The sequence below is a fragment of the Variovorax sp. P1_G12 genome, from assembly GCF_056405555.1.
In genome coordinates, this window is sequence record NZ_JBFUBW010000034.1 from 1 (window position 1) to 23846 (window position 23846).

The window sequence follows — 23846 nt, forward strand, 5'->3', positions numbered from 1 at the left end:
ACCCTACCTGCTATGGCGCGCGGTCGATCAGCATGGCGCTGAACTCGACGTCCTGGTGCAAAAACGCCGTGACAAGGTCGCTGCCAAGCGCTTCTTCAAGCGCGTGCTGGCCGCCTGCCCGGAGGCGCCACGCAAGATCGTCACCGACCAACTGCGAAGTTATCCGGCTGCCAAGGTCGAGATCCCTGAGCTTGCGACCGTGCGGCACGTGTTCGTGAAGGCCTGTGCGCGCGTGAACAACCGCGCCGAGAACAGCCATCAACCCAGACTGAGCGAGCACCCTATCGCGACGTCCGGCCAAAAAACCATGCTTGCCAATGAAACCAGCATCCCTTCTGCTGCGTCGAAGGCGTCGCCGGTGAGAAGGTGCCAAGCGCCATCGTTCGCATCCCGCGAGGCCATGACAATGGGTTCTACGTCCTCGACAATGGACCGGACTGTCAGGCACGCCGCATTGGGCGGGCTGTCGAGTGGCCAATCGCGGGATTCGGAAGGCATCGCTGAGTTCTACGGTTCCGATTCTGCTCAGGCACTTTGATGCCCAAGTTATGCAGTTGCCTTTGAGAGAATGGGCGCCTTCGTTCATCCTATCCGCGCCCGAGGGCTCGGGCAGCCTCGATGACTAGTGGTGCGAAGCGCTGTGTAAACGACTCGCGGTTCCATTCAGAACAAGACCCGGCAATATGGACGGCCGCGATGGGTTGGTTGTTGTGGTCGAGGATTGCCGAACTGACTGCGATCTCGCCAAGCAGGCTCTCCTCCAGTGACAGGCCGTAGTTGAGCGCTTTCGCCTCGGCGACCTTCAACTTGATCTGCGCCTTGTCCGTCACGGTCTTGGGCGTCAGGGGCGCAAGCACCGAACGATCCAGGATGTCGTCGACCGCTTCTTCGCTCAAGAACGACATGATGGCTCGCCCCCCCGATGAGCAGTAAGTTGGGATACGTCGTCCCACCAGTGTCGCGAAGAACGTCTCGCGCTTACTCTGCCTGCGCATCGCATAGATGATGGACAAGTCGTCGAACAGGCTCAAGTCGACGCGCTCACCCGTCTGCCGCTGCAGATCGGCAAGGACGGGTGTAGCACGTTCCATGAGCGGATTGCCGCGCAGAAAGTCGAACGTGCGCTCCAGCAGTTTCTTGCCAAGAACGTAGCCGCGGCCATTCGGTCCCTTTTCCAGATATCCCAAGATGGCCAGGGTATGTGCCATGCGTTGGGCCGTGCTTCGGTCCATGCCGGCCTGCTCCGCAAGCTCATTCAGGCTGAGCGGCCCCGGCCGCGCCCCCAGTGCCTCCAGCACGCTCATGCTCTTCGCCACGGACTGCACAAACAAGTGATCAGGCGCTGACATCGGGTTTTCCAAGGTAAGTAAATCGAGGCGATCCAGGGCACGCACGAAAATCTGCGTACTAACCCTGATAAATGGTTTGATCGTACTATTATAGAATCATAGTGTACTGCATTGCAATACAGATAGCCCAAAATTTATGGATCTGCGTCGAATCGGTGCATTTCCGAGACTGTGTTGACTCCCCAAAAGAAGGATCCTTGATATGAAGCGAATCGTCATGCGTCGTGCCGTTCTGGCACTGTTTGCTGCTGCCGTCGTTCCCATGGCTGGTGCCCAGGGTCAGAGCGAACCGATCCGGCTGGGTGTGATGCTCCCCTTGACCGGGCCCGCCGCGCTGGCCGGCACCTCCATCCTGGAAGGAATTCGCTTCGCCGCGGACGAGGCCAATGCCAAGGGCGGCGCCAACGGTCGCAAGGTGCAGCTCTTCGTCGAGAACGACGAGGGCTCGTCGACCAAGGGCGTGACCGCCGTGCGCAAGCTGGTGGAATCCGACAAGGTCATCGCCATCAGCGGCACCTATGTGAGCGCGGTTGCGCTGGCTGCATTCAAGGTGGCGCGGGAGTTCAAGGTGCCCATGGTCTCGGCAGGCTCGACCTCGTCGAACGTGACCGACGCGAACACCGCAGGCGACCCGTGGTTCTTCCGTGCCTTCCCCGGCAGCGACGAGCAGGGCGAGCAATCGGCACGCGACATCGTCAAGAAGCTCAATGCGAAGAAGGTCGCGCTCATCCAGGAGAACTCGATCTACGGTTCGTCCCTGGCCGAGCAGATGAAGAAGGTGATTCCGCAGTACGGCGGCCAGATCGTCGGTGTCGAAAGCTACAACCCCGACGAGCGCGACTTCTATACGGTGCTCACCAAGGTGCGCATGAAGCAGCCCGACGCGATCTACATCGCGGGCCTGATGGATGCCGGCGCGCAGATCATCAAGCAGTCGCGCGAGGTCGGGCTGAAGGCCGAGCTGGTGGGCTCAGGCTCGATGATGAGCGACAAGCTGATCGAGCTGGCGGGACCGGCCTCGGAAGGTTTCGCGGTGTCGTCCATGTTCGAGCCGTCCACGCCCAACAAGGTCGGCCAGGCATTCACCGCCGCCTTCCGCCAGAAGATGAGGAAGGAGCCCGACGTCTACAGCGCGCTGGGCTACGACTCGATGCACCTGCTGATCGAGGCTGCCCGCCGCGCGCCGAAGCTCGACGGCGCCGCCATGCAGGCCACGCTCAAGTCGATGAAGGACGTGCCGCTGGTGCAAGGACCGGACGGCACGGTGTCCAAGTTCGACGACAAGGGCAGCGTCAGCTTCAAGATCGGCCTGGCCGTGGTGCGCAACGGCAAGCGCCAGTGGCTGCCGTTCGACTGACGAGCCCCAGGTCAAAATGGATTTGCTCAGTCTGTTCCCGCAGTTCCTGGCCAACGGGCTGGTCAACGGCGCCAGCTACGTGCTGGTGGCCGTCGGCCTGACCCTGGTCTTCGGCATCCTGCACATCGTCAACTTCGCCCATGGCGAGTTCTACATGCTGGGCGGCTATGCGGCCGTCACAGCCTCCGCGGTGTTCGGCCTGCCTCTCTTTCTCACGCTGCTCGTGGTGGTGCTCTGTCTTGCCGCATTCGGCATGCTGGCCGAGCGGATCGTCTTCAAGCCGCTGGCCAATCGAGATCCGGGCAACGCCATCATTGCGTCCTTCGGTCTCTCGGTGCTGCTGCAGAACGGCGCCCTGATGGTGTTCGGCGCCCAGCCGCAGTCCCTGAAGACCGACCTGGCGAGCGTCCCGGTGCAGATCGGACCGGTGTTCCTGACGGGGCAGCGCGTGCTGATCGTGGGCGTCACGATCGCGATCGTGGTCGCGCTGCTGCTGGTGCTGCGCTTTACTTGGACCGGACGCGCATTGCGGGCGATGGCGCAACACTCTGTCGTGGCGCTGATCAGCGGTGTGAACGTGCGCAAGATCGCCGTGATCACCTTCGCCATCGCCGCCGCCATGGCCGGTGTGGCAGGCGCATTGATGTCATCGGTGCTTCTGGTGCAGCCGACTGCGGGTGCCATGCTGGTCATGAAGGCCTTCACGGTCGTGATTCTCGGCGGCATGGGCAGCATCGGCGGCGCCGTGATCGCCGGTATCGGCCTGGGTGTGATCGAGGCGATGGTGTCCGGCTACATCGGCAATGAACTGCGGGACATGATCGGCTTCTTCCTTGTCATCGCCATGCTCCTGATCCGCCCGCAGGGCCTGCTGGGCCAATCCACGGAGCGTTCCTGACATGCGTCATCTTCTTGCATTGCTGGTCGCCATCGGCGCCTTGCTTCTTGTGCCGGCGATGGGGCCGGGCGGCTATGTCCTGAACATCCTGGTGATGATCTTCATCTTCGTCATGCTCGCGGTGAGCCTCGACCTGGTCATGGGCTGGGCCGGGCAGTTCTCCTTTGCGCATGCGGCCTTCTTCGGGATCGGCGCTTATACGACCGCCATTCTCGAGCGGGATTACGGGACCGGCATCTGGCTCAACCTGCCGGCGGGCATGCTGGTCGCCGGCCTGTGCGGCCTGCTGCTCGGACTGCCGGCGCTGCGGCTGCGCGGCCACTTCCTGGCAATCGTGACGATCGCGTTCCAGACCATCGTCTACCTCGCACTCACGCAGTGGAAGGGGCTCACCGGCGGCCAGTTCGGCATCGAAGTGAAGCCGGTTGCGGGCTTCGAGTCGATCGACCGCTTCTACTACCTGGCCCTCGGACTGAGCGTGGCGAGCGTCGCCATCGGCTGGTGCCTTGCGCATTCGCGCCTCGGTATGGCGTGGAAAGCCGTGCGCGACGACGAGGTGCTGGCACGGGCCATCGGCCTGAACACCACGGCCAGCAAGCTGACGGCCTTCGTGATCGCCTCGGCGCTGGCCGGCGCGGCGGGCGTGCTGGTGGCACACCACATCCGCGGCGTGACGCCGGACGACTTCACCGTGTTGACCTCCTCGACGATCGTCGCGATGGTGGTCGTGGGCGGGCGCGGCACGATCTGGGGCCCGCTGCTGGGTGCGGTCGTCTTCACCGCGCTGCCGGAGGTGCTCGGTTTCGCCGCCAACTACAAACTGATCATCTATGGCCTGCTCATGATCGTGATGGTGATCGTGATGCCGCAGGGCGTGTTCGGCGCATGGGTCGGAAGGACGAAGAAATGAAGGCGCCTCTGCTGCGATTCGACACCGTGACGCGCCGCTTCGGCGGGCTGGTGGCGCTCAACGGGATCAGCTTCGACGTCGGCGAGGGCGAGATCGTGGGGCTGATCGGGCCCAACGGTTCGGGGAAGTCAACGCTCGCGAACATCGTCACGGGCGTCCTGCCGCCGAGCGCCGGGACGGTCTACATGGGAGACACCCGGATCTCCGGCACCGCCCCGTGGCGGATTGCGCGCGCGGGCGTCGCGCGCACCTTCCAGATGCTGCGGCTGTTCCCCTCGATGTCGGTCGCCGACAACATCGCGCTGGCGATGCAACCGGGGCTGAAGAGCGGTTACGGCGCCTCGATCTTCCGCCTGGCCTCGGCCAGCCGGGAAGACGGCGAGGTTCGCGCGAAGGCCATCGAGATGCTCTCGTTGTTCAACCTCGAGAAGTTCATCGACCAGCCTGCCACGGCACTGTCGATCGGCCAGCAGCGCATGGTCGAACTGGCGCGCGGCCTGGCCACGGGACCGCGTGTGTTCGTGCTCGACGAGCCGGCCGCCGGGCTCTCGCCGCCCATGGTCGACCGCCTGATCGAAGTCATCGGGCGCATGCGTGCCGACTACGGTGTGACCGTGCTGCTCGTCGAACACGTGATGCGCGTGGTCCAGGCCGTGTGCGACCGCGTGGTGGTGCTCGACTACGGCGAGAAAATTGCCGACGCCACGCCGTCGGAGGCCATCAACGACGCGCGCGTGGTCGAGGCGTATTTGGGAACAGGACGGTCGAAGCATGCTTGAAGTCAGGAACATCGAGGCCGGATACGGACGCTCCAAGGTGCTGTATGGCGTATCCTTCTCCGTGCTCAAGGGCGGGCTGACGGCGGTGCTGGGCGGCAACGGATCCGGCAAGTCGACCACGCTGAAGGCGCTGGCCGGCCTGGTGGTGCCGACCGCCGGCGAGATCCTGCTCGACGGCCAGCGCGTCGATCAGGTGCCGGCGTACCAGATGGCCGGCAATGGCCTGGTGCTGGTGCCGCAGGGCAAGGAAGTCTTCGCCGGCATGTCGGTGGAGGAGAACATCCTGATGGGCGCCTATCACCGTCGCAGCGAGAAGGCGCAGATCCGGCGCGACCTCGACGACGTCTACGCGTTCTTCCCGCGGCTCGTCGTGCGCAGGAAGGCGCTGGCCGGACTGCTTTCGGGGGGCGAGCGCCAGATGCTGTCCATCGGGCGCGCGCTGCTGGCCAAGCCCCGCTTGCTGCTGCTCGRCGAACCCTCTGCCGCGCTGTCGCCGAAGGTCGTAGGAGAGATCGCGGACATCATCCGCGACCTGCGCACCCGGGGCCTGTCCATCCTGCTCGTCGAGCAGAACGTCTCGATGGCACTCGAGCTCGCCGACGAGATCCACATCCTGCGCGAAGGCCGGGTGGCGCACTCGTGCGTCAACGGACCCGATGTCGACCTGGCCTCGCTGCAGCAGTTTTACCTGGGCGCCGCGCCGATGCCGGTCGCCGCTTCGAAGGAGGCCTGAGCGCATGCGATTCAAGGACAAGAACATCATCGTCACCGGCGCGGCCCGGGGCATCGGTCGCGCGACCGTGGAGCGCTTTGCTTCCGAGGGGGCCAGGGTGCTGGCCGTCGACCTCGATTTCGAGGCAGGCGAGGCCATCGGCGCCGGCGTACACACGCTGGCGCTGGACCTCGCGAGCGACGAGGCGCCCCTGCGCGTCATAGAGGCGGCCCGGGGGCTCGGCGGCGCCGTCGATTTCCTGGTCAACAACGCAGGCGTCGGCGGCTCCAAAGCGCTCGCGCTGTCGGACGATGCCCTGATCGACCGCATCCTCGGTGTCAACCTGCGTGCGGTGCTGCGCCTGACGCGCGATGTGCTGCCCGCGCTCGCGGACGGCGGCAGCATCGTGAACGTCGCCTCGGTCTTCGGCGAGACGGGCTTCCCGGGTTCGACCGCCTACGCGGTGGCCAAGGCCGGCATCTCGCAGCTCACCCGGCAGCTCGTGTCCGATCTGTCCGCGCGCGGCATCCGCATCAATGCGGTGGCGCCCGGCGTGATCCATACCGCGATGACCGCGCACCGTCTGAATCACGACGCCGCCTACCAGAAGGCCATGGTCGACGCGACGCCACTGAAGTCGATCGGCACCGGTGCGCAGGTCGCATCCGTCATCGCGTTCCTCTGCAGCGAGGACGCCTCCTTTGTCACAGGCCAGGTCATCGCCGTGGACGGCGGGTGGCTGGCCTGCCACGCGCACGCCTGAGTGCCGCGTGCCTTCCATCCACTCCAAGGACATACCGATGAATCCCAACGATCCCGTGATCTGGCCGAACGGCGCGCGCTGCGCGGTCATGCTGGCCTTCGACTTCGACGCCGAGACGCTCTGGCTGTCTCGCGATCCCGCGAACGCGAAGCGCCCCGGCACCTTGTCGCAAGGCACCTACGGTGCCAAGGTCGGCGTGCCGAAGATCGTCGAGACGCTGAAGCACGCCGACGTGTCCGCCACGTTCTTCGTTCCCGGCTGGACCGCCGAACGGCACCAGGACAAGGTCGAGCTGGTGCTGCGCCACGGGCACGAGGTCGGGCACCACGGTTACCTCCACGAATGGATCGACCCCGACAAGCCGGATCTCGAGGAAGAGGTCTTCGTCAAGGGCCTCGAGGCGCTTCGGGCCACCGTCGGCGTCAAGCCCCTGGGCTACCGCTCACCGGCGTGGGAGACGAGCCACAACATGATCGCGTTGATCCAGAAGTACGGGCTGCGCTACGACAGCTCGCTGATGGACCAGATCAATCCCTACCGCCATGTGCTGGCCGACGGCAGCGCCGGCCCGATCGAACTGCCAGTCCATTGGAGCCTCGATGATGCACCGTTCGCGCTGTTCTCCATCAAGACGCCGCGCACGATCGTGTCGAACCAGCAGATCCTCGAGGTCTGGAAGGACGAGTTCCGCGAGATCTACAGCTGGGGCGGCCTCTTCTCTCTGACGATGCACCCGCAGGTCATCGGCCGGCCGTCGCGCATCGCGATGCTGCGCGAATTCATCGCCTGGATGCAGGATTTCCCCAATGTGTGGTTTGCGCGCGGTGGCGAAGTCGCCGACGCTTGGGCGAACGCCGAGGCCAACGCCTGAGCTCCATGCAAGATCACGAGTACGAAAAGCTGGACGGCCTGGGCCTGGCCGCGCTGCTGCGGGCCGGCGAAGTTACGTCGCAGGACCTGATGGAGTGCGCGATCCGGCTGGCGCGCGCGCGCGCCCCGGCCCTGAATGCGCTGAGCTACGAGCAGTACGAGGAATCGATGGCCGTCGCGCGGGCGTGGACGTCGCGCGGCGCCTTCGGCGGGATCCCGTTCCTGTTGAAGGATTCCGGCCTGGCCTCGACGCGGCTGCCATCGAGCCTGGGTTCGAGGCTGTTCAACGACATGCGCTACACGCGCAACGCCACCCTCGTGGACCGCTTCGAGATGGCCGGCTTCATCGCGTTCGCACGCTCGAACGTGCCGGAGCTGTGCATGGCGCCGACCACTGAGGCAGTGCGCAACGGCGGGCCGACGCGCAACCCCTGGGATGCAGGCCGTTCGGCCGGCGGATCCAGCGGCGGCACGGCCGCTGCGGTGGCGGCCGGCATCGTTCCGGTGGCCCATGGCAGCGATGGCGGCGGATCGATCCGGATTCCCGCCTCGTGCTGCGGGCTGTTCGGCCTCAAGCCCTCGCGCGGCCTGGTGCCGATGGGGCCGTTCCGGGGTGAAGGATGGGGCGGCCTGGCAGTCGACGGCGTGTTGAGCCGCACGGTGCGCGACACCGCGGCCGCCATGGATGCCATCGCCGGCGCGGAGCCCGGCGCGCCCTATGCCGGCCCGGTGTTCGAGAAGACCTTCCTCGCAGCGCTCGATCAGGGCCCGGCGCGGGCGCTGCGCATCGGCGTATGGCGCAAGCCCTTCGGCGACATGGTGCTTGCCCCCGAATGCGTGGCGGCACTCGAGGCGACGGCCAGGCTTTGCGCATCGCTCGGACACGAGATCGTCGAGATGGACACGCCCGCCTTCGACTACGACGGCTTCGTCGATGCGCACGCCGAGGTGCTGGCGGCCAACATCGTGGTGTCGGTCGATGCACGCCTGAAGGTGCTCGGTCGGGCCTTGCGCGACGACGATCTCGAAGCGGCGATCCGTGACGGCTACGAGATGGGCCATTCGGTGTCGGCGGCGGTCTACGCCTCGGCGATCAACCGCTTCCATGACATCGGGCGCCAGATGGAGGCTTGCATGGACGGCGTCGACGTGCTGATGACGCCGGGGCTGGTCCAGTTGCCGGCTCCGATCGGCGAGCTGGCGATGACCGGTAGCTTCAGCGACTTCCGCCGCCGCATGGGGCGCTACTCGACCTTCTTTGCATTGATCAACGCTTCGGGGCAGCCCGCTGCGAGCCTGCCGACCTACTGGACACCCGAACGGCTGCCCGTGGGCACCCAGATCATTGCGCGCCTCGGGCGTGACGACCTCATTCTTCAACTGGCCGCGCAGATCGAAGCGACCGGAACCTGGCAACCTCACAAAGGAACAGCAACGTGACAAGCGCGGTCTCCATTTGTCTCCTGACCTCGGCCGACTTCGATGCCTGGGCGTCGCTCTGGAAGGGCTATCAGCAGTTCTACAAGGTCGACCTCGCGCCGGCGGTGAGCGAGCGCACCTTCGCGCGCCTGCTCGACGCCGCCGAGCCGATGCATTGCGCGCTGGCCGTGCAGGACGGCCGGCCCGTGGGTTTCGTGCATTTCATCTTTCATCGCTCGACCTGGACCGAGGGCGACTACTGCTACCTGCAGGACCTGTTCGTCGACCCGGCATGCCGGGGCGGCGGGCAGGGCCGGAAGTTGATCGAGCACGTCTACGACACGGCCCGCAAGCAGGGCGCCTCACGCGTCTACTGGCTGACCCACGAGACGAACACGGACGCCATGAAGCTCTACGACAAGGTCGCCGAGCGCTCGGGCTTCGTGCAGTACCGGCGTGCCATGCCCTGACACGGGAGACCCATCGATGACCCAACGTTTCGAAGGCCGCGTGGCGGCCGTGACCGGGGCCGCGAGCGGCCTCGGAAAAGCCACCGCGCTGGCGCTTGCCGGGCAGGGCGCACGCGTGCTCCTGTTCGATCGCGACGCGGCCGGCCTGGCATCGACCGCCGCGCGGTGTGCCGGCTCGGTGAGCGTCGTGGGCGATGCCTCGTCGGCCGACGACGTCGCGCGCGCCGCCGAGACCGCGCGCCGCGAGCTCGGCCCGGTCGAACTGCTGGCCGCCGCCGCCGGCATCCTCGGCCCGGCCAAGCCGGCCATCGAGATCGAGGAGGCCGAGTGGGATCGGCTGTTCGCGGTCAACGTGAAAGGCCCGTGGCTCGCCGCGCGCGCTTTCGTGCCCCAGATGCGGGAGATCGGCCGCGGCTCGATCGTGCTGTTCTCGTCGACCGCGGGCCTGATCGGCTCGCCCTTTCTCTCCGCGTACTCGGCGTCCAAGGGCGCGGTCACGATGCTCACTCGCAGTCTCGCGCTCAACCATGCGGCGGAGAAGATCCGCGTGAACTGCGTCTGCCCCGGGACCATCAACGGGCCGATGACCGACGCGAGCTTTGCGCAGGCAGGGGACAGCGACGCCCGGGCGGTCCGTGCGCAGACCATGCTTTCGCGCATACCGAGCGGCCGCTTCGGCGAACCCGAGGAGATCGCCGCGGCGGTGCTCTATCTGCTCGGGGACGAGGCCGGCTTCACCACTGGAATCGCGCTGCCGGTGGACGGCGGCCGCATTGCCTGAGCGGGAAAGGCCATGAGCTCGCATCCCACACCCATCCCCTCGAGCGACGGCGATCCCTACGAAGACAGCGTACTCGAAACGCCTTTTTCGGGATGCACGCCAAGGTGCGGCAGGCCGGCCCCGTCGGGTTGCTCTCGCGGTACGGCGTCTACGTGATGGGCCGCCATCGCAACGTCCAGCCGGCGCTGAAGGGCTGGCAGACCTTCTCCTCTGAAGGCGGTTCGGGCCTGGCCGACATCCGCAAGCCGGGCGCCTGGCGCGCGCCCAGCCCGATCGTCGAAGTCGATCCGCCGCGCCACACGCAGATGCGCACGGCCGTCCAACGGATCCTGTCGCCGCACAGGGCACGTTCGACGGCGTGCAGGACTTGGCGGAGGCCTGTGTCGGCGAGACTCTTCCGAATGCGCCCAGGCTGTGGCACTCGCCGGAGCGGCGCGCCAACCGGTTCCTGCTGGGCGAGCGGACCTTCGACGGCCAAGGGCCGCGCAATGCGCGCTAGGAGGAGAAGCAGCGCCGCGCCGACCTCTTCGCAGATTGGTACAACGCGAACATGCAGCGAGAGAGCCTTGATTCCTGGGCAGTTCGCAATCCTCAAGGCCGATCCGGCCAAGGCCCGCATGGCATTGGAAGAGTCGATGCGGCTGGTCGCGCACGATGGTGCGGTTTTGCGGCGGCTCGCGCTCCTGGACGACCTCGTAGAAGGCATCTCTCTTCATACGTCTCACAAAGATGACGCCCCGGTTGTCCACCACGATGGTGCCGGCGCCGAAGTCAGTCAACTGGGCAACCTTCACGTCTGGCACCTTGCCGTCGGTGACCACGCCGAGGCACGGCAGGTAACTGTCGTGGTCGAGAACCAGGTGCAGCTTCACGGCGCCCTTGGTACGCTGCTACTTGGCCCAGGCGTACATGGACAGGCTCAGGTCAATGACGGTGGAGTCGATGCTCACCAGTGGGGTCAAATGCACTATGTGTATCACGGGTTGCCCGGGACACCGGTCCCCTTCGCACGCACCGTCATTCGTGGGAGCACGGGTCAATCCTGAAGACACACGTACTTGAGTTCGAGGTAGTCCTCGATGCCATGCCGCGAGCCTTCGCGGCCCAGGCCCGACTGCTTGACGCCGCCGAATGGCGCGACCTCGTTCGAGATCAGCCCGGTGTTGACGCCCACCATGCCGGTCTCGAGCGACTCGCTGACGCGCCGGATGCGGCGCCTGTCCTCGGTGAAGACATAGGCGGCGAGCCCGAACACCGTGGCATTGGCCATCGCAATGGCGCCGTCCTCGGTCTCGAAGCGGAACAGCGGCGCCACCGGCCCGAAGGTTTCCTCGCCCGCGACGCGCATCGATTGCGTCATGCCGGTCAGCACCGTGGGCTCGAAGAAGTTTCCGCCGAGCGAATGGCCACTGCCGCCGGTCTGCAATTTCGCGCCCTGGGTCAGCGCATCGTCGATGTGCTGGCGCACCTTGGTGATGGCGCGCCCGTCGATCAATGGGCCCTGCGTGACGCCCGGTTCCAGGCCATTGCCTACGCGCAGCGCCTCGACAGCCTTCACGAGCCGGCGAGCCAGCTCGTCATAGACGCCGGCTTGCACGTAGATTCGGTTGGCACACACGCAGGTCTGGCCCATGTTTCGGAACTTCGAGGCCATGATGCCCGTGACCGCGCGGTCCAGGTCAGCGTCGTCGAAGACGATCAAGGGCGCATTGCCGCCGAGCTCGAGAGACAGCTTCTTGATGGTCGGCGAACACTGCTGCATCAGCAGACGGCCGACGCCGGTCGAGCCGGTGAAGCTGAGCTTGCGCACCGTGTCGCTCTCGCACAGCGCGGCGCCGATCGCGGCGGCATCGCCGACCAGGATCTGCAGCACGCCGGGCGGGATGCCCGCCTCCTGCGCCAGCGCGCCGAGCGCGAACGCGCTGAGCGGCGTCAGCTCGGACGGCTTGACGACGATGGTGCAGCCGGCCGCGAGCGCCGGGCCGACCTTGCGCGTGATCATCGCAGCCGGGAAGTTCCAGGGCGTGATCGCCGCGCAGACGCCGATCGGCTGCTTCAGCACCAACATGCGCTGGCCGTCGCGCTGCGCCTGCAGCACCTCGCCGTCGACGCGCTTGCCCTCCTCGCCGAACCATTCGATGAACGACGCGGCATAGGCGATCTCACCGCGCGCCTCGGCCAGCGGCTTGCCCTGCTCGAGGGTCATCAGGCGCGCCAGATCCTCCTGGTGCGCAAGCATCAGGTCGGCCCAGCGGCGCAGGATCGCGGCACGGTCGCGCGCCGTTCGTGCGCGCCAGGCCGGCAGCGCGGCCTCGGCGCCGGCGATGGCACGCCCGGCTTCGATGCGGCCCATGTTCGGCACCAGGCCGAGCAGTTCCCCATTGGCCGGGTCGCGGACCTCGAGGGTGCCTTCGTCATCGGCGGGCACCCACTGGCCATCGATCAGGCAGGCGTTCTTTAGCAGTTGCGGGCGGCTGAGCCCGAGGTCGCGCAAGCTGCTCATGCCTGCAACGCGCCATCGAGGATCGTCAGCGCACGCTCGAACAGCGCATCGGGAATGGTCAGCGGAAACAGAAAGCGGATCACGTTGCCGTGCATGCCGCAGCTCAGAAGCAACAGGCCCTGCGCCAGCGCGCGTGCCTGCACGCGCCGCACGGCCTCGGGATCGGGCCCGCCAGTCGCGGGGTCGCGCAGTTCGATCGCGACCATGGCACCCTGCGCGCGCACATCGGAAATGCCCTGGTTCGATTCCTTCGCCGCCAGCAGGCGCGCCACCAGCCGACGGCCGAGCGCGTCGGCGCGGCCGCAGAGCTGTTCGTCCTCGATCACGTCGAGCACCGCATGGGCCGAAGCCACCGCCAGCGGATTGCCCGCGTAGGTGCCGCCCAGGCCTCCTGGCGCGGGCGCGTCCATGATCGCCGCGCGGCCGGCGACGGCCGACAGCGGCATGCCGCCGGCGAGGCTCTTGGCCATGGTGATCAGGTCGGGCTCGACGCCGTGATGCAGCATCGCGAACAGGCGTCCGGTGCGTCCGAAGCCGGTCTGGATCTCGTCGGCAATCAGCACGATGCCGTGCGCGTCGCACAGCGCGCGCAGCCCCTTCATGAGTTCGGTCGGCGCGACGTTGAAGCCGCCCTCGCCCTGTACCGGCTCGATGATGATCGCCGCGACGCGCTGCGGGTCGATGTCGGTCTTGAACAACTGCCCGATGGCGGCCAGCGAGTCGGCTGCGGCCACACCCTGCTGTGCGCTCGGGAACGGCACGTGGAATACGTCGCCCGGGAACGGGCCGAAGCCGACCTTGTACGGCGCCACCTTGCCGGTCAGCGCCAGGCCCATCAGCGTGCGGCCATGGAAGCCGCCGCCGAAGGCGATGACACCGGGTCGGCCGGTGTGGGCGCGGGCGATCTTGATGGCGTTCTCGACCGCCTCGGCGCCCGTCGTGAAGAAGGCCGTTTTCACCGGACCGCTGATCGGCGCCAGCTTGTTCAGCCGCTCGGCCAGGGTCACGACACTCTCGTACGGGACGATCTGGTAAGCCGTGTGGGTGAAGCGCGCCAGTTGCGCGGCGATGGCGGCCTCGACGCGCGGATGTCGGTGCCCGGTGTTGAGCACGGCGATGCCGGCTGCAAAGTCAATGAACTCGCGGCCTTCGACGTCCCAGAGGCTGGCGTTCTCGGCTCGTTGGGCAAAAAAGTCGCACATCACGCCGACACCGCGCGGCGTGGCTGCAAGGCGTCGGTCACGGAGTTCACTGTTGGTGGTCATGGTCAAGAAAGTGGAGTGATTGCTGAAGATCTGATTGAATGTCGAAGTGGCACCAATTGAAAGATCCACTTTTGTTTGTTGGGTGGTGCCAATTCAAGAAGCAAGTATGAAATCGATCTGCGCCGACCTGATACTGCAGCGCCTCGCGGCCGACGACCGCACCGCGCTGAACCGCCGGCTCTACGACTGCCTGCGCGAGGCGATCCTCGACGGCAGCCTGCCGCCGTCGAGTGCGCTGCCGGCTTCGCGCGACCTCGCGCGGGAGACCGGCATGTCGCGCAACACCGTGCTGCACGCCTATGCGCAGCTGCAGGCCGAGGGCTACTTGCATTCGCGCGTCGGCAGCGGCACCTTCGTCGCCGAGACCACGCCAGACAGCCTCCTCAGCGCGGGCCTCGCACGCAGCACCGAGCCCGCCGCCAGCTCACCGGTGCGCCTGGCGAAGCGCGCGAAGGCGCTCCTGGCCAACGCCTCAGCGGCTCCGCAGCAATGGGGAGCCTTCATGCCCGGTGTGCCCGACGTGACGCAGTTCCCGCACCGCACCTTCAGTCGCATACTCACGCGACTGTGGCGCGCACCGGCTCCGGAGCTGCTGACCTATTCGCATGGCGGCGGCCATCCGGCGCTGCGTGCCGCCATTGCCGAGCACCTGCGCGTGGCACGCTCGGTGCGCTGCGATCCAGACCAGGTGCTGGTGACCGAAGGTGTGCACCAGGCGATCGACATGACCCTGCGCATGCTGGTCGACCCACGGGACACCGTGTGGGTCGAGGAGCCGGGCTATTGGGGCTTCCACAAAGTGCTGCAGATGGGCTCAGCACGCGTGCGGCCGCTGCGCGTCGAGGCGGGGTCTGCTGCCTGGCCGCGCGGGGGGCAGCCGCCACGGCTGATCTTCGTCACGCCGTCGCACCAGTACCCGCTGGGTTCGGTCATGAGCCTGGCGCGGCGGCGCGAGTTGCTGGACTTCGCGCGCGCATCGGGCAGCTGGATCGTGGAGGACGACTACGACAGCGAGTTCCGTTTCGCCGGCCGTCCGATTCCCGCGATGCAGGGGCTGGAGGCCGACAGCCCAGTGATCTACGTCGGGACCTTCAGCAAGACGCTGTTCCCCGGCCTGCGCGTGGGCTATATGGTGCTGCCTCGGGCGCTGGCCGAGCCGTTTCGCACCGCCCATGCCGATCTCTACCGCGAGGGGCACGCAATCACACAGGCTGCGCTGGCCGAACTGATCGACCAAGGTCACTACGCCGCTCACATCCGGCGCATGCGCGTCCTCTATGCGCGGCGGCGCGCGCTGCTGGCCGGACTCATCGGCGAGCGGCTCGGGCAGGCCTACCTTGATGCGCAGTCGAGCAATGCGGGGCTGCACCTGGTGCTGCGCCTGCCCGACGGCAGCGATGACGTGGCCGTCACGCAGCAGGCGCAACAGCGCGGCGTCTTAACGCGGCCGCTGTCGCGTTACTACGCGCGAGGGGGCACGCAGCGCGGCCTGCTGTTGGGATACGCCTGCGTGCAGGAGGAGCACATTGCGCCGGCGTTCGAGTTGCTGCTGGGATGCTTGCGCTGAATGAAAGGTACGTCACGAAATTGCCCGATCCCAAATCCGTAGTTGGCGCTTTTCCCTGACGCTCAACGAGGGTTGCGATCTGGCTGTGGGAACTTCTGAATAGCAAGTCACCTTCTCAATGACCGGGCACTGCTCGTCGGGGATCTGATTTGGAATCAACTCCAAAAGTACCGCACCTACCTTGCAGAGAACTCTGTGCTTGCCACCCACCAGGTCGTCAAGGGTTCTGAATTTCTCCATGTCATGGTGGTGATGAACGACAAGTTGGCCGGCGGCAACCAAATTTCCTACGACAAGATTTTGGGGCTCTGTTGAATTTCAAATGGGTTGCGGGGCTTGCGGGTTGATCGCATGAAAGTCGAACTTCCCCGCGATCAGCGGTTCGAAAAAACCCAACTCAAGCCCGCGTGGCGTTCACCGCGCGCGAATCAGTCGACGAACATGCCGAACGAGTCCTGCAACGCGCGAAGAGCCTTCAGCCGGCCGGCGGTGCGGTCCTTTAGCTTGCAGGCCACCTGGTCGAGCATCAAATTGGTGAGGCTCAAGTAAGGCGCCTGCGCGTCCCAGAACAGGTTGCTCTCGGTATTGACGGCGAAGACCGCGTCGGTGCAGTCGCGAGCCCAGTGGCAGTGGGTGTCGCAAATTATCACGAGCGGGACACCCTGCTGGCGGCACTGCTGCCCCAGCAACTGGCTGAACTTTGTGTAGCGACGCATTTCGAACAGCACCAGGCATGGACGTTTCGCGCTGCCAGCGAACAACTCCGCGAAGGTGCCGTCGCGGCCATCGAGCATACCGACCCCGGGGCGCAAGTACTGCAACCGTGCCGCGAAATCGGCGGCAAGGCCGCCCAAGGTCTGGAAGCCCGCGACGAACACCTGGTCGCTCGTGACGAGCCGCGCGACGGTCTGGTTCCACAATGGTGTGCCGACCTGCTCGTACACCGCGATCAGTGCGTTCACTTCGAGCTGGAGGTTGTCGTGCAGCGCGACACCATCGCGGTCGTTGCCGCGGATGCGGTCGAGCCGGTCGCTGACCAGCAGGCCGGGAGTGGTGGCGGTGCCGCGCAATTCGTTTTTCAGTTGATCGAAGCCTCGATACCCGAGTGAGCGCAGGAACCGGCTGACTGTCATCGCGCTGACGCCCACCTTGTCCGCAATCGCAGCAGCGTGTTCGAACGGCAGCAGGTGCTCGTTGGTCAGCATGTAGCTTGCGATCCTGCGGGACGAAGGTGTCATGTCCGGGTAGGCCCCGGCTATGCGGTCGCTGAGCGTCGCGCCTACGCCACCCCCGCGCGCCGGCCGTTTCGCGGCCGTCTTCGCGGCGCTGCCCGCGCTCCGATCAGACTGGCGAGGGGACATGGTCGAACCAAGGCTGCGCCTGTTCCAGCTGGCCGGCGAGTCGAAACAGCAGGTCTTCCCGACCGAACGCCGCGCTGAACATCACGCCCACCGGCAAGCCGTCCGGGGTCCAGTGCAGCGGCACCGACATGCTGGGCGCGCCGCTCATGTTGAAGAGATTGCAGAACGGGGTAAAACGCATATGCGTCCGAGTGTACGCGTCGAGGTCGGGATTGCTCATGCTCAGCGGGCCGAGTGGCACGGCGACCTGCCCCAGGGTCGGACTGAGCACGATGTCGTAGCGCTCGTGGAACGCCGCCATGCGGCGGCCGTGCTGGTGGATCCTGAGCAGCGCGTCCGCATGGTCCAGCGCGGAGAGCGTGGCTGCATGGCGAACTGCGCGCCACGTCACGGGTTCGACATCGTCCTCGCGCAGTGCGCGTCCCAGCACCGCCGCCCGCCGATGCAGGGCGCCGCTCACGCCGGTGGCCACCAGCGCCCAGGAAGCGATTCCCAACTCCTCCATGTTCCCGGGCAGTTGTGCCTCCTCGACAATGTGCCCGAGGCTCGAGACCAACTGCGCGGCGCTGCGGGCCGCACCAATGCACTCCGCGTCCACCGGGGAGCCGGAGAGCGGTGCCAGTTGCAGTGCCACGCGCAGCCGGCCCGGGTCGGCCCCGACCTCGCTGAGGTACTTGCGCGCGACCGGAGGGGCGGCATAAGGGTCGCCTGGCGCGGCGCCCTGGGTCGCGTCCAGCAGTGCGGCACTATCACGCACGCTCCGCGTGAGGACGTGAGCGACGCCCATGCTGCCCCAACTTTCACCGATCACCGGGCCCAGCGGCGTGCGGGCACGGGTCGGCTTCAGCCCGAACAGGCCGCAGCAGGACGCCGGGATGCGGATCGAGCCGCCGCCGTCGCTGCCCTGGGCTGCCGGCACGATGCCGACAGCGACCGCGGCGCCGGCACCGCCCGATGATCCCCCCGAGGTGTGCTCGTGATTCCACGGATTCCGCGTAATCCCATGGAGCGCAGTCTCGGTGGAAGCAGCAAGGCCCATTTCCGGGGTGTTGGTCTTGCCGAAGATCACGAGGCCCGCCCGCTTGTAGCGCTCGACCAGCGTCGAGTCCGCAGGCGCCACGCTGTCGGCAAAAAGCTTGCTGCAATTGCTCGTCGTCGTCCCGGCGAGCTGCACGGAGATGTCTTTCAGCAGGAACGGAACGCCCCTGAACGGGCCGTCCGGCAGCCCGTTTCGGATCGCCGCGCGTGCCAGATCGTAATGCGTCTGGGACAGGGCGCCGATCAGCGGGTTTACTGATTGGGCGCGATCGATGGCCGTTTGCAGCAATTCGTCGGGGGTGATGTCGCCCCTGGCCACCCGTTGGGCCAGGCCGATCGCATCGTGGCTGCGGTACTCGTCAAAAGTCAGCACGTAATCATCCTCTCGCGCGGCGCGCGTAGGCAGCCAGTATGCGCCTGTCGGCAGCGGAATGTTATTCAAACAACACCGTTGACATAAAGATATGTCGATAACATAATCGCACGGCACTGACATGACAGTCGAACCGCGCGCTGGCGCGAACCCGGCGACCCGCTAAAAGGAGTGTTCCCCATGAAGATTCATCTGCTCGCCTGTGGCAAGCGCGGCGCGGCGACCTTGATCGCCGCCGCCATCCTCTTCGCCCCCTGCACGGTGCTGGCGCAAAAGGCGCTCAGCTGGGGCGCCGGCGGCGACGTGGACAGCATGGACGTGCACGTCGCGGGCACCGTCAACTCGTGGCAGATATACGAGATGGTTTATGAGACGCTACTCACGACTGACAAGGACATGAGGCTTCGTCCAGGGCTGGCCGAGAGCTGGAAGCAGAATTCGCCGACCAGCTATACGCTCACGCTGCGCGGGGACGCGAAATGGTCCAACGGCCGTCCGGTTGTCGCGGCCGACGTGATCGGCAGCCTTGAGCGCATCACGGGCGTGGAGACGAATGCGGCCGGCGTGGCGGCGGCGAAGACCGAAGAGGACAAGACGAAGGCGAGCGGCAAGATCTCGTCGTACTGGTCCCGCCAATTTGGCGTCATCAAGTCGATGTCCGCGCCCGACGAGCGCACTGTCCGCGTGGAGCTTGAAAAGCCGCACACTGCCTTCCTGCCGGCACTTGCGCACATCACAGCCGCGATCATCCCGATCAAGGAGCTGAAGGACGGCAGCTACGATCCGTCGAAGCAGCTCATGGGATCCGGCCCGTTCATGGTCAGCGCCTACAAGCCCAAGGAAAGTTGGACCCTGGTGCGCAACCCGTACTACTGGCGCAAGGGCTATCCGAAGGTCGACACACTCAATGTGCTGATCATCCCGGACGACGCGGCGCGCGTGGCAGCGTTGCGAGACGGTCGGATCGACTACTCGACGTTTTCCAATCCGGACATCGGCCGCCTTGTGGCCGGTGACAAGCGCCTGGTCGTCGACACACAGGCGACGAGTAATTACTACCGCCTCGACATCAACGCGCTGTCGGACAAGTCGGCCTTCAAAGACAAGCGGGTTCGCCAAGCGATGAATCTGGCGATCGACCGCGATGCGATCGCGAACATCGTGTTTGCAGGCGCCTCGAAACCCGACTACCCGGTACCCAGCGCCTTCGGCAAGAACGCGTGCAGGGACGTCGACACCTACCGGCTGCCGCGCGCGGAGCGGCTGGACAAGGCGAAGAAGCTGATGGCCGCGGCCGGCAAGCAAAGCGTGGATGTCGAGGTGATCGCCTCAACCGCAGACCCGATCTACGCGCGAATTGCGCAGGTGATCCAGCAGAACGTGAGGCAGGTCGGCATCAACATCAAGATCCAGCAGATGCCCGCGGCCGAATACCTCAACAAGACCTTCAACAAGGGTGAGTTCGATGCCTCCCTGTCGTGGCTGGCCGGATACAGCGACCCGAGCATGGTTGTGGCCTGGTGGAACCCGAAGTATGCGGTCTGGAATACGGTGTTCCAAGAATACGTCCCGGCGCTGGCCGACTTGCTCGACAAGACGAAGAGTGCCCCTGAAGGCGCCGAGCGCGACGCCCAGCTGGCCGAGGTGTGCCGCATGATCGACGATGGAGCGAACATCCTCGCGCTGGTCACCAAGGTGGACTTCATCGTGCATCGAGGCGACACCATGGACATCCGGCTCGACCCGGTGTCCGGCTCCTCGAACACGTTCCAGTATGTGGCCGAGTTCGGCTCGAAGCGATGATTGCGCCAGCACACCCACGGAATCGGCAGCTTGCTCGCGTTCGAGCAGTGAGCGCGCGTCTGATTCCCTTCCTTGCGCCGAGGCTCGGGATCGCGGTGATCACGATGCTCGGGGTCGCTCTGATGGTCTTCGTCGCGCTTCGCCTGCTGCCCGGCGGCTACGCCGATGTCCTTCTCGGACCCTTCGCCACGCCGGAGGCGCGCGCGATGATCGGCGCGAAGTACGGCCTCGATCAGCCTGTGCCCATCCAGTTCCTCAAGTGGCTCACGGCGCTGATGCGCGGCGACTTCGGCGTTTCAATGGTGAACAAGAGCCCCGTGATCGACGAGCTGCTCCGTCGGCTGCCAGTCACGGCTGAAATCGCAGTGCTGACGCTGGCGTTCGCGCTTGGCGTCGGCTTTCCGCTCGGGATCGCCAGCGGCATTCGATCGAGCGCCAGCGGAACAGGGGGGGCGGGCCGGCTGGTGGGTGCACTGGGCGCCAGCGTGCCGGAGTTCGTGCTCGGCAGCGCTCTGATATTCCTGTTCTCGCGCTGGTCGCTCGGCCTGAAGGTAGGCGGCTTCGTTCCGCTGATGCAGGACCCCTGGGAAAACCTGCGATCCGTCGTGCTGCCCACCGCTTCCCTCAGCATCTTCGGCATCGCCCTCATCCTGCGGACCACCCGGGATGCGGTCCTGAGGGTGATGACCGAGGGACATATTCTGGCAGCGGTGGCCCGTGGCGAGACGCCGAACCAGATCGTGCGGCACCACATCCTGCGCAACGCGGCTATCCCGATCGTCACCGTGACTGCTACCTATTTCGGCTTCCTGCTCGGTGGCGCGATCATCGCCGAGATCCTGTTCTCGATCCCCGGTGTCGGGTACTACATCTTCAGTTCGCTCGAGAGCCGCGACTACGCGGTGGTGCAGGCTGGTGTGCTGGTGGCGTCATTTGCCTTCATCTCGCTCAACATGCTCGCGGACGTGGCGTATGCGCTGATCGACCCACGCATTGGCGCTAAGAGGGCCAGCACGTGAAGCTACTGTCTAGCCGCGCTGCGCTGCGCGTCCTGGGGGGTGACCGGCTCGGCCTGCTCGGTGCGTGCCTGCTCGCGCTGTTCCTGTTTCTCGGCGTCTTCGGCCCCCACCTGCCGCTTGGGGATCCGACGGCGATCGGCGCGGGTGTACGGCTCGGCGCGCCGACTGCACAGTTCCTCTTCGGCACCGACGAACTCGGCCGGGACTATCTGCCACGCGTGGTCGAAGGCATTGGTGCGACCTTCCTGCTGTCCTCGATCGCGGTGGTCATCACCGCAGTCATCGGCGCTTTCCTGGGTATCGCCGCCGGCTATCTGGGCGGGGCCGTCGACAGTGTGATCGCGCGCTGCGCGGACGTGCTGTTCGCCTTTCCGGCGCTGCTGTTCGGGTTGCTCGCCGCCGCCGTGATTGGCCCGGGCAGCACATCTGCCATCGTCGTGATCTCCACGGCGACGCTGCCGTTGTTCATTCGCGTGATTCGTTCAGTGTCGCTCACAGTAGGGGAGCGCGAATTCGTCGTCTCGTCGGTCATCGCCGGCGCGTCGACGATGCGCGTGATGGTGGTGCACATCCTGCCGAACGTCATGGGCGCAGCCATCGTCCAGCTGACCTACGCGCTGTCGGTCGGCATGCTGATCGAGAGCGGCCTGAGCTTCCTCGGGCTGGGCGTGCAACCGCCGAGCGCGTCGCTCGGCTCGCTGCTTCGGCTCGGGAGCGTCTACCTAACGGTGGCGCCATGGCTGGTATTGATCCCCGGCGTCGTGCTGGCGTTAGCGATCGCATCCGTTAACTTGCTTGGCGACGCTATCCGGGATGGTTTGGAGCCCCTGCGTGGGAGGCCACTGACATGACGAAACGTATTGAAATCCGGGATCTCGTAGTGTCGTACGCGTCGCGCGACAGGTCCATTTGCGCACTTGATGGCGTGAGCCTTGCGATCGCCGCCGACGAGACGATCGGCATCGTCGGGGAAAGCGGGTCAGGCAAGTCCACACTTGGCATGACCATCGGCCGCTTGCTGGCGCCGAATGCATCTTTCGACGGCGGCGACGTCTTGGTCGAAGGCCGTTCGATTCTGCGCTGCACGGACGCGCAACTGCGCGCCGTCCGACGCGACCGGCTCGGTTTCGTGTTCCAAAACCCGATGTTGGCACTGGACCCGACGATGCGCATTGGCCGCCAGATCGCCCTCGCGCTGAACTTGCCTGCCGGGTCGGCCCGCATCGTCGAACTGCTCGCGAAAGCGAGCCTGAGCGATCCCGCCAGGGTGGCGGCCTGCTTCCCACACGAATTGTCCGGCGGGATGGCGCAGCGGGTGGTGATCGCCCTGGCGATCGCGCGCAACCCCGCGGTCGTGATCGCCGACGAACCGACCGCGTCCCTCGATGCCTCCATTACAGGCGCGATACTCGACTTGCTTATGGCGCTCGGCCGCGACACTGGCGCCAGCTTGGTGATCATGAGCCACGATTTGCGGATGGTCGCGCGGCGCTGCGCGCGCATCCTCGTCATGTATGGCGGCCGCGTCGTTGAGTCAGGCGAGAGCCGCCAGGTCTTCGCCGCGCCCCGTCACCCCTACACGCAGGCGTTGGTGCGGGCTGCGGCCGGTAACGAAGGCCCCGGTGGCCAGCTTCAACCTATTCCCGGAGTGCCGCCCGTGCTGCACCAGCGATCAACCAATTGCGCATTCGCGGCGCGCTGCGCGCATGCGCAGCCGATCTGTCACAGCCAGCGCCCGGCTGATGTCAACCTGCGAGGACGGGTCGTCGCGTGCCACTTTGCGCTCGACGGCAACACTGTTCCTGCCGAGCCCTTGGAGGCGTCGTGATGGTCACCGCCCAACCTACCATCCAGTTGCGTGGACTCGGTGTCACCTACCGCAAGGGTCCGCCTTGGCACCGCATCGCCGTACCCGCCGTCAATCGGGTCGACCTCGACATCGCCCCGGGCGAAACGGTCGGCCTGGTCGGCGAATCCGGATCGGGCAAGACAACGCTGGGGAGGATCATGCTCGGTCTCGTGCGGCCCACCTTCGGGACTTTTCTGTTCGAAGGCAAGCCGTTCGATCCCGTCGTGCGGCGACAGGGCGCGCTGTCGGTGGTCTTCCAGCATCCGGAGTGGGCATTGAACCCTCGCCTGCGCTGCGGCGCCTCGATTGCCGAGCCGTTGCTGATCCAGAGACTCGGCGACCGCGCCGAGCGACAGCGCCGGGTCGCCGCCATGCTCGCCGAGGTCGGCCTCGACGGCGAGCTCGCTGCCCGCTACCCGGGCGAGCTGTCGGGCGGGCAGCGCCAGCGCATGGCGATCGCACGGGCGCTGATCACGAGCCCACGGTTTATCGTGTTCGACGAGGCAGTGAGCGCGCTCGACGTCTCGGTGCAGAGCCAGATCCTGAATCTGATCCGCGGCCTGCAACAGCAGCACCGCTTCGCCGCACTGTTCATTTCGCACGACCTCGCGGCGACCCGCTACGTCTCGCACCGGATCGCGGTCATGCGCGCGGGCGACTTGGTGGAAGTCGCTTCCGCGCAGCAGTTCTATACCCGTCCCGAGCACCCGTACAGCCGTGCGCTGCACGATTCGATCGTGTGACGACCCCGACCGCGCGA

The 23846-nt window shown here is 66.1% G+C and carries 22 protein-coding genes and 1 pseudogene; 18 read left to right on the plus strand and 5 right to left on the minus strand.

Annotation, left to right across the window (positions count from 1 at the left end):
- Positions 1-265 (plus strand): annotated as a pseudogene (locus tag AC1D2O_RS29940) (DDE-type integrase/transposase/recombinase); the annotation flags it as partial.
- A 322-nt stretch (positions 266-587) separates the two neighbouring features.
- On the opposite strand, the gene AC1D2O_RS29945 reads toward AC1D2O_RS29940, so the two are convergent.
- Positions 588-1394 (minus strand): IclR family transcriptional regulator, encoded by an 807-nt coding sequence (locus tag AC1D2O_RS29945; protein WP_478158377.1) that lies wholly within the window; start codon positions 1392-1394, stop codon positions 588-590.
- Positions 1395-1551: 157 nt separating this feature from the next.
- Here AC1D2O_RS29945 and AC1D2O_RS29950 point away from each other — a divergent pair, with 157 nt between their 5' ends.
- From AC1D2O_RS29950 to AC1D2O_RS30000, 11 genes are all read left to right on the plus strand, one after another.
- Positions 1552-2706 carry an ABC transporter substrate-binding protein gene (locus AC1D2O_RS29950; protein WP_478158378.1) on the plus strand — a complete coding sequence of 385 codons (1155 nt, stop codon included), beginning with the start codon at positions 1552-1554 and terminating at the stop codon, positions 2704-2706.
- A 16-nt stretch (positions 2707-2722) separates the two neighbouring features.
- Entirely contained in the window at positions 2723-3604 is an 882-nt protein-coding gene (locus tag AC1D2O_RS29955) for a branched-chain amino acid ABC transporter permease (protein WP_478090638.1), read from the plus strand.
- Between the two features lies 1 nt (position 3605).
- Positions 3606-4514 carry a branched-chain amino acid ABC transporter permease gene (locus AC1D2O_RS29960; RefSeq protein WP_478158379.1) on the plus strand — a complete coding sequence of 303 codons (909 nt, stop codon included), beginning with the start codon at positions 3606-3608 and terminating at the stop codon, positions 4512-4514.
- On the plus strand, positions 4511-5293 hold the full coding sequence (locus tag AC1D2O_RS29965; protein ID WP_478090640.1) for an ABC transporter ATP-binding protein: 783 nt from the start codon (positions 4511-4513) through the stop codon (positions 5291-5293). The genes AC1D2O_RS29960 and AC1D2O_RS29965 overlap by 4 nt, the downstream gene beginning before the upstream one ends.
- On the plus strand, positions 5286-6026 hold the full coding sequence (locus tag AC1D2O_RS29970; RefSeq protein WP_478158380.1) for an ABC transporter ATP-binding protein: 741 nt from the start codon (positions 5286-5288) through the stop codon (positions 6024-6026). The genes AC1D2O_RS29965 and AC1D2O_RS29970 overlap by 8 nt, the downstream gene beginning before the upstream one ends.
- A 4-nt stretch (positions 6027-6030) precedes the next feature.
- Positions 6031-6768, plus strand: coding sequence for an SDR family NAD(P)-dependent oxidoreductase (locus AC1D2O_RS29975; RefSeq protein ID WP_478090642.1), 738 nt, complete (start codon positions 6031-6033; stop codon positions 6766-6768).
- A gap of 37 nt (positions 6769-6805) precedes the next feature.
- Complete coding sequence (locus AC1D2O_RS29980; protein WP_478090643.1) at positions 6806-7639, plus strand: polysaccharide deacetylase family protein; 834 nt, start codon at positions 6806-6808, stop codon at positions 7637-7639.
- Positions 7640-7644: 5 nt separating this feature from the next.
- On the plus strand, positions 7645-9078 hold the full coding sequence (locus AC1D2O_RS29985; RefSeq protein ID WP_478090644.1) for an amidase: 1434 nt from the start codon (positions 7645-7647) through the stop codon (positions 9076-9078).
- Positions 9075-9527, plus strand: coding sequence for a GNAT family N-acetyltransferase (locus AC1D2O_RS29990; protein WP_478158381.1), 453 nt, complete (start codon positions 9075-9077; stop codon positions 9525-9527). Before AC1D2O_RS29985 ends, AC1D2O_RS29990 begins: the two co-directional genes overlap by 4 nt.
- A 16-nt stretch (positions 9528-9543) precedes the next feature.
- Positions 9544-10308 carry an SDR family NAD(P)-dependent oxidoreductase gene (locus AC1D2O_RS29995; RefSeq protein WP_478158382.1) on the plus strand — a complete coding sequence of 255 codons (765 nt, stop codon included), beginning with the start codon at positions 9544-9546 and terminating at the stop codon, positions 10306-10308.
- Between the two features lie 566 nt (positions 10309-10874).
- Positions 10875-11354, plus strand: coding sequence for a hypothetical protein (locus AC1D2O_RS30000; RefSeq protein ID WP_478090055.1), 480 nt, complete (start codon positions 10875-10877; stop codon positions 11352-11354).
- On the opposite strand, the gene AC1D2O_RS30005 is transcribed toward AC1D2O_RS30000, so the two are convergent.
- Both AC1D2O_RS30005 and AC1D2O_RS30010 read right to left on the minus strand, forming a co-directional pair.
- Complete coding sequence (locus AC1D2O_RS30005) at positions 11345-12811, minus strand: NAD-dependent succinate-semialdehyde dehydrogenase (protein ID WP_478090056.1); 1467 nt, start codon at positions 12809-12811, stop codon at positions 11345-11347. The genes AC1D2O_RS30000 and AC1D2O_RS30005 overlap by 10 nt on opposite strands.
- Positions 12808-14076, minus strand: coding sequence for a 4-aminobutyrate--2-oxoglutarate transaminase (locus AC1D2O_RS30010; RefSeq protein WP_478090057.1), 1269 nt, complete (start codon positions 14074-14076; stop codon positions 12808-12810). The genes AC1D2O_RS30005 and AC1D2O_RS30010 overlap by 4 nt, the downstream gene beginning before the upstream one ends.
- A gap of 106 nt (positions 14077-14182) precedes the next feature.
- Here AC1D2O_RS30010 and pdxR point away from each other — a divergent pair, with 106 nt between their 5' ends.
- Positions 14183-15643 carry a MocR-like pyridoxine biosynthesis transcription factor PdxR gene (gene pdxR / locus AC1D2O_RS30015; protein ID WP_478090058.1) on the plus strand — a complete coding sequence of 487 codons (1461 nt, stop codon included), beginning with the start codon at positions 14183-14185 and terminating at the stop codon, positions 15641-15643.
- Between the two features lie 428 nt (positions 15644-16071).
- Here the strand turns inward: pdxR and AC1D2O_RS30020 are convergent, their stop codons facing one another.
- Both AC1D2O_RS30020 and AC1D2O_RS30025 read right to left on the minus strand, forming a co-directional pair.
- Positions 16072-17004 carry a MurR/RpiR family transcriptional regulator gene (locus AC1D2O_RS30020; protein ID WP_478090059.1) on the minus strand — a complete coding sequence of 311 codons (933 nt, stop codon included), beginning with the start codon at positions 17002-17004 and terminating at the stop codon, positions 16072-16074.
- Positions 16985-18415 carry an amidase gene (locus tag AC1D2O_RS30025; RefSeq protein ID WP_478090060.1) on the minus strand — a complete coding sequence of 477 codons (1431 nt, stop codon included), beginning with the start codon at positions 18413-18415 and terminating at the stop codon, positions 16985-16987. The genes AC1D2O_RS30020 and AC1D2O_RS30025 overlap by 20 nt, the downstream gene beginning before the upstream one ends.
- Before the next feature lie 180 nt (positions 18416-18595).
- Here AC1D2O_RS30025 and AC1D2O_RS30030 point away from each other — a divergent pair, with 180 nt between their 5' ends.
- Genes AC1D2O_RS30030 through AC1D2O_RS30050 form a run of 5 tightly spaced genes read left to right on the plus strand, consistent with a single transcriptional unit; the run spans position 18596 to position 23829 of the window.
- On the plus strand, positions 18596-20218 hold the full coding sequence (locus AC1D2O_RS30030) for an ABC transporter substrate-binding protein (protein ID WP_478090061.1): 1623 nt from the start codon (positions 18596-18598) through the stop codon (positions 20216-20218).
- Positions 20219-20265: 47 nt separating this feature from the next.
- A complete protein-coding gene (locus AC1D2O_RS30035) occupies positions 20266-21237 on the plus strand; it encodes an ABC transporter permease (RefSeq protein ID WP_478090062.1) in 972 nt (323 codons plus the stop codon).
- A complete protein-coding gene (locus tag AC1D2O_RS30040; RefSeq protein WP_478090063.1) occupies positions 21234-22088 on the plus strand; it encodes an ABC transporter permease in 855 nt (284 codons plus the stop codon). The genes AC1D2O_RS30035 and AC1D2O_RS30040 overlap by 4 nt, the downstream gene beginning before the upstream one ends.
- The gene (locus tag AC1D2O_RS30045) at positions 22085-23065 is read left to right on the plus strand and encodes an ABC transporter ATP-binding protein (RefSeq protein WP_478158383.1); all 981 of its coding nucleotides are present in this window, start codon (positions 22085-22087) and stop codon (positions 23063-23065) included. Before AC1D2O_RS30040 ends, AC1D2O_RS30045 begins: the two co-directional genes overlap by 4 nt.
- Positions 23065-23829: an ATP-binding cassette domain-containing protein gene (locus AC1D2O_RS30050; RefSeq protein WP_478094473.1), complete on the plus strand. Its 765-nt coding sequence runs from the start codon at positions 23065-23067 to the stop codon at positions 23827-23829. Before AC1D2O_RS30045 ends, AC1D2O_RS30050 begins: the two co-directional genes overlap by 1 nt.
- The last annotated feature ends 17 nt before the right edge of the window (positions 23830-23846 follow it).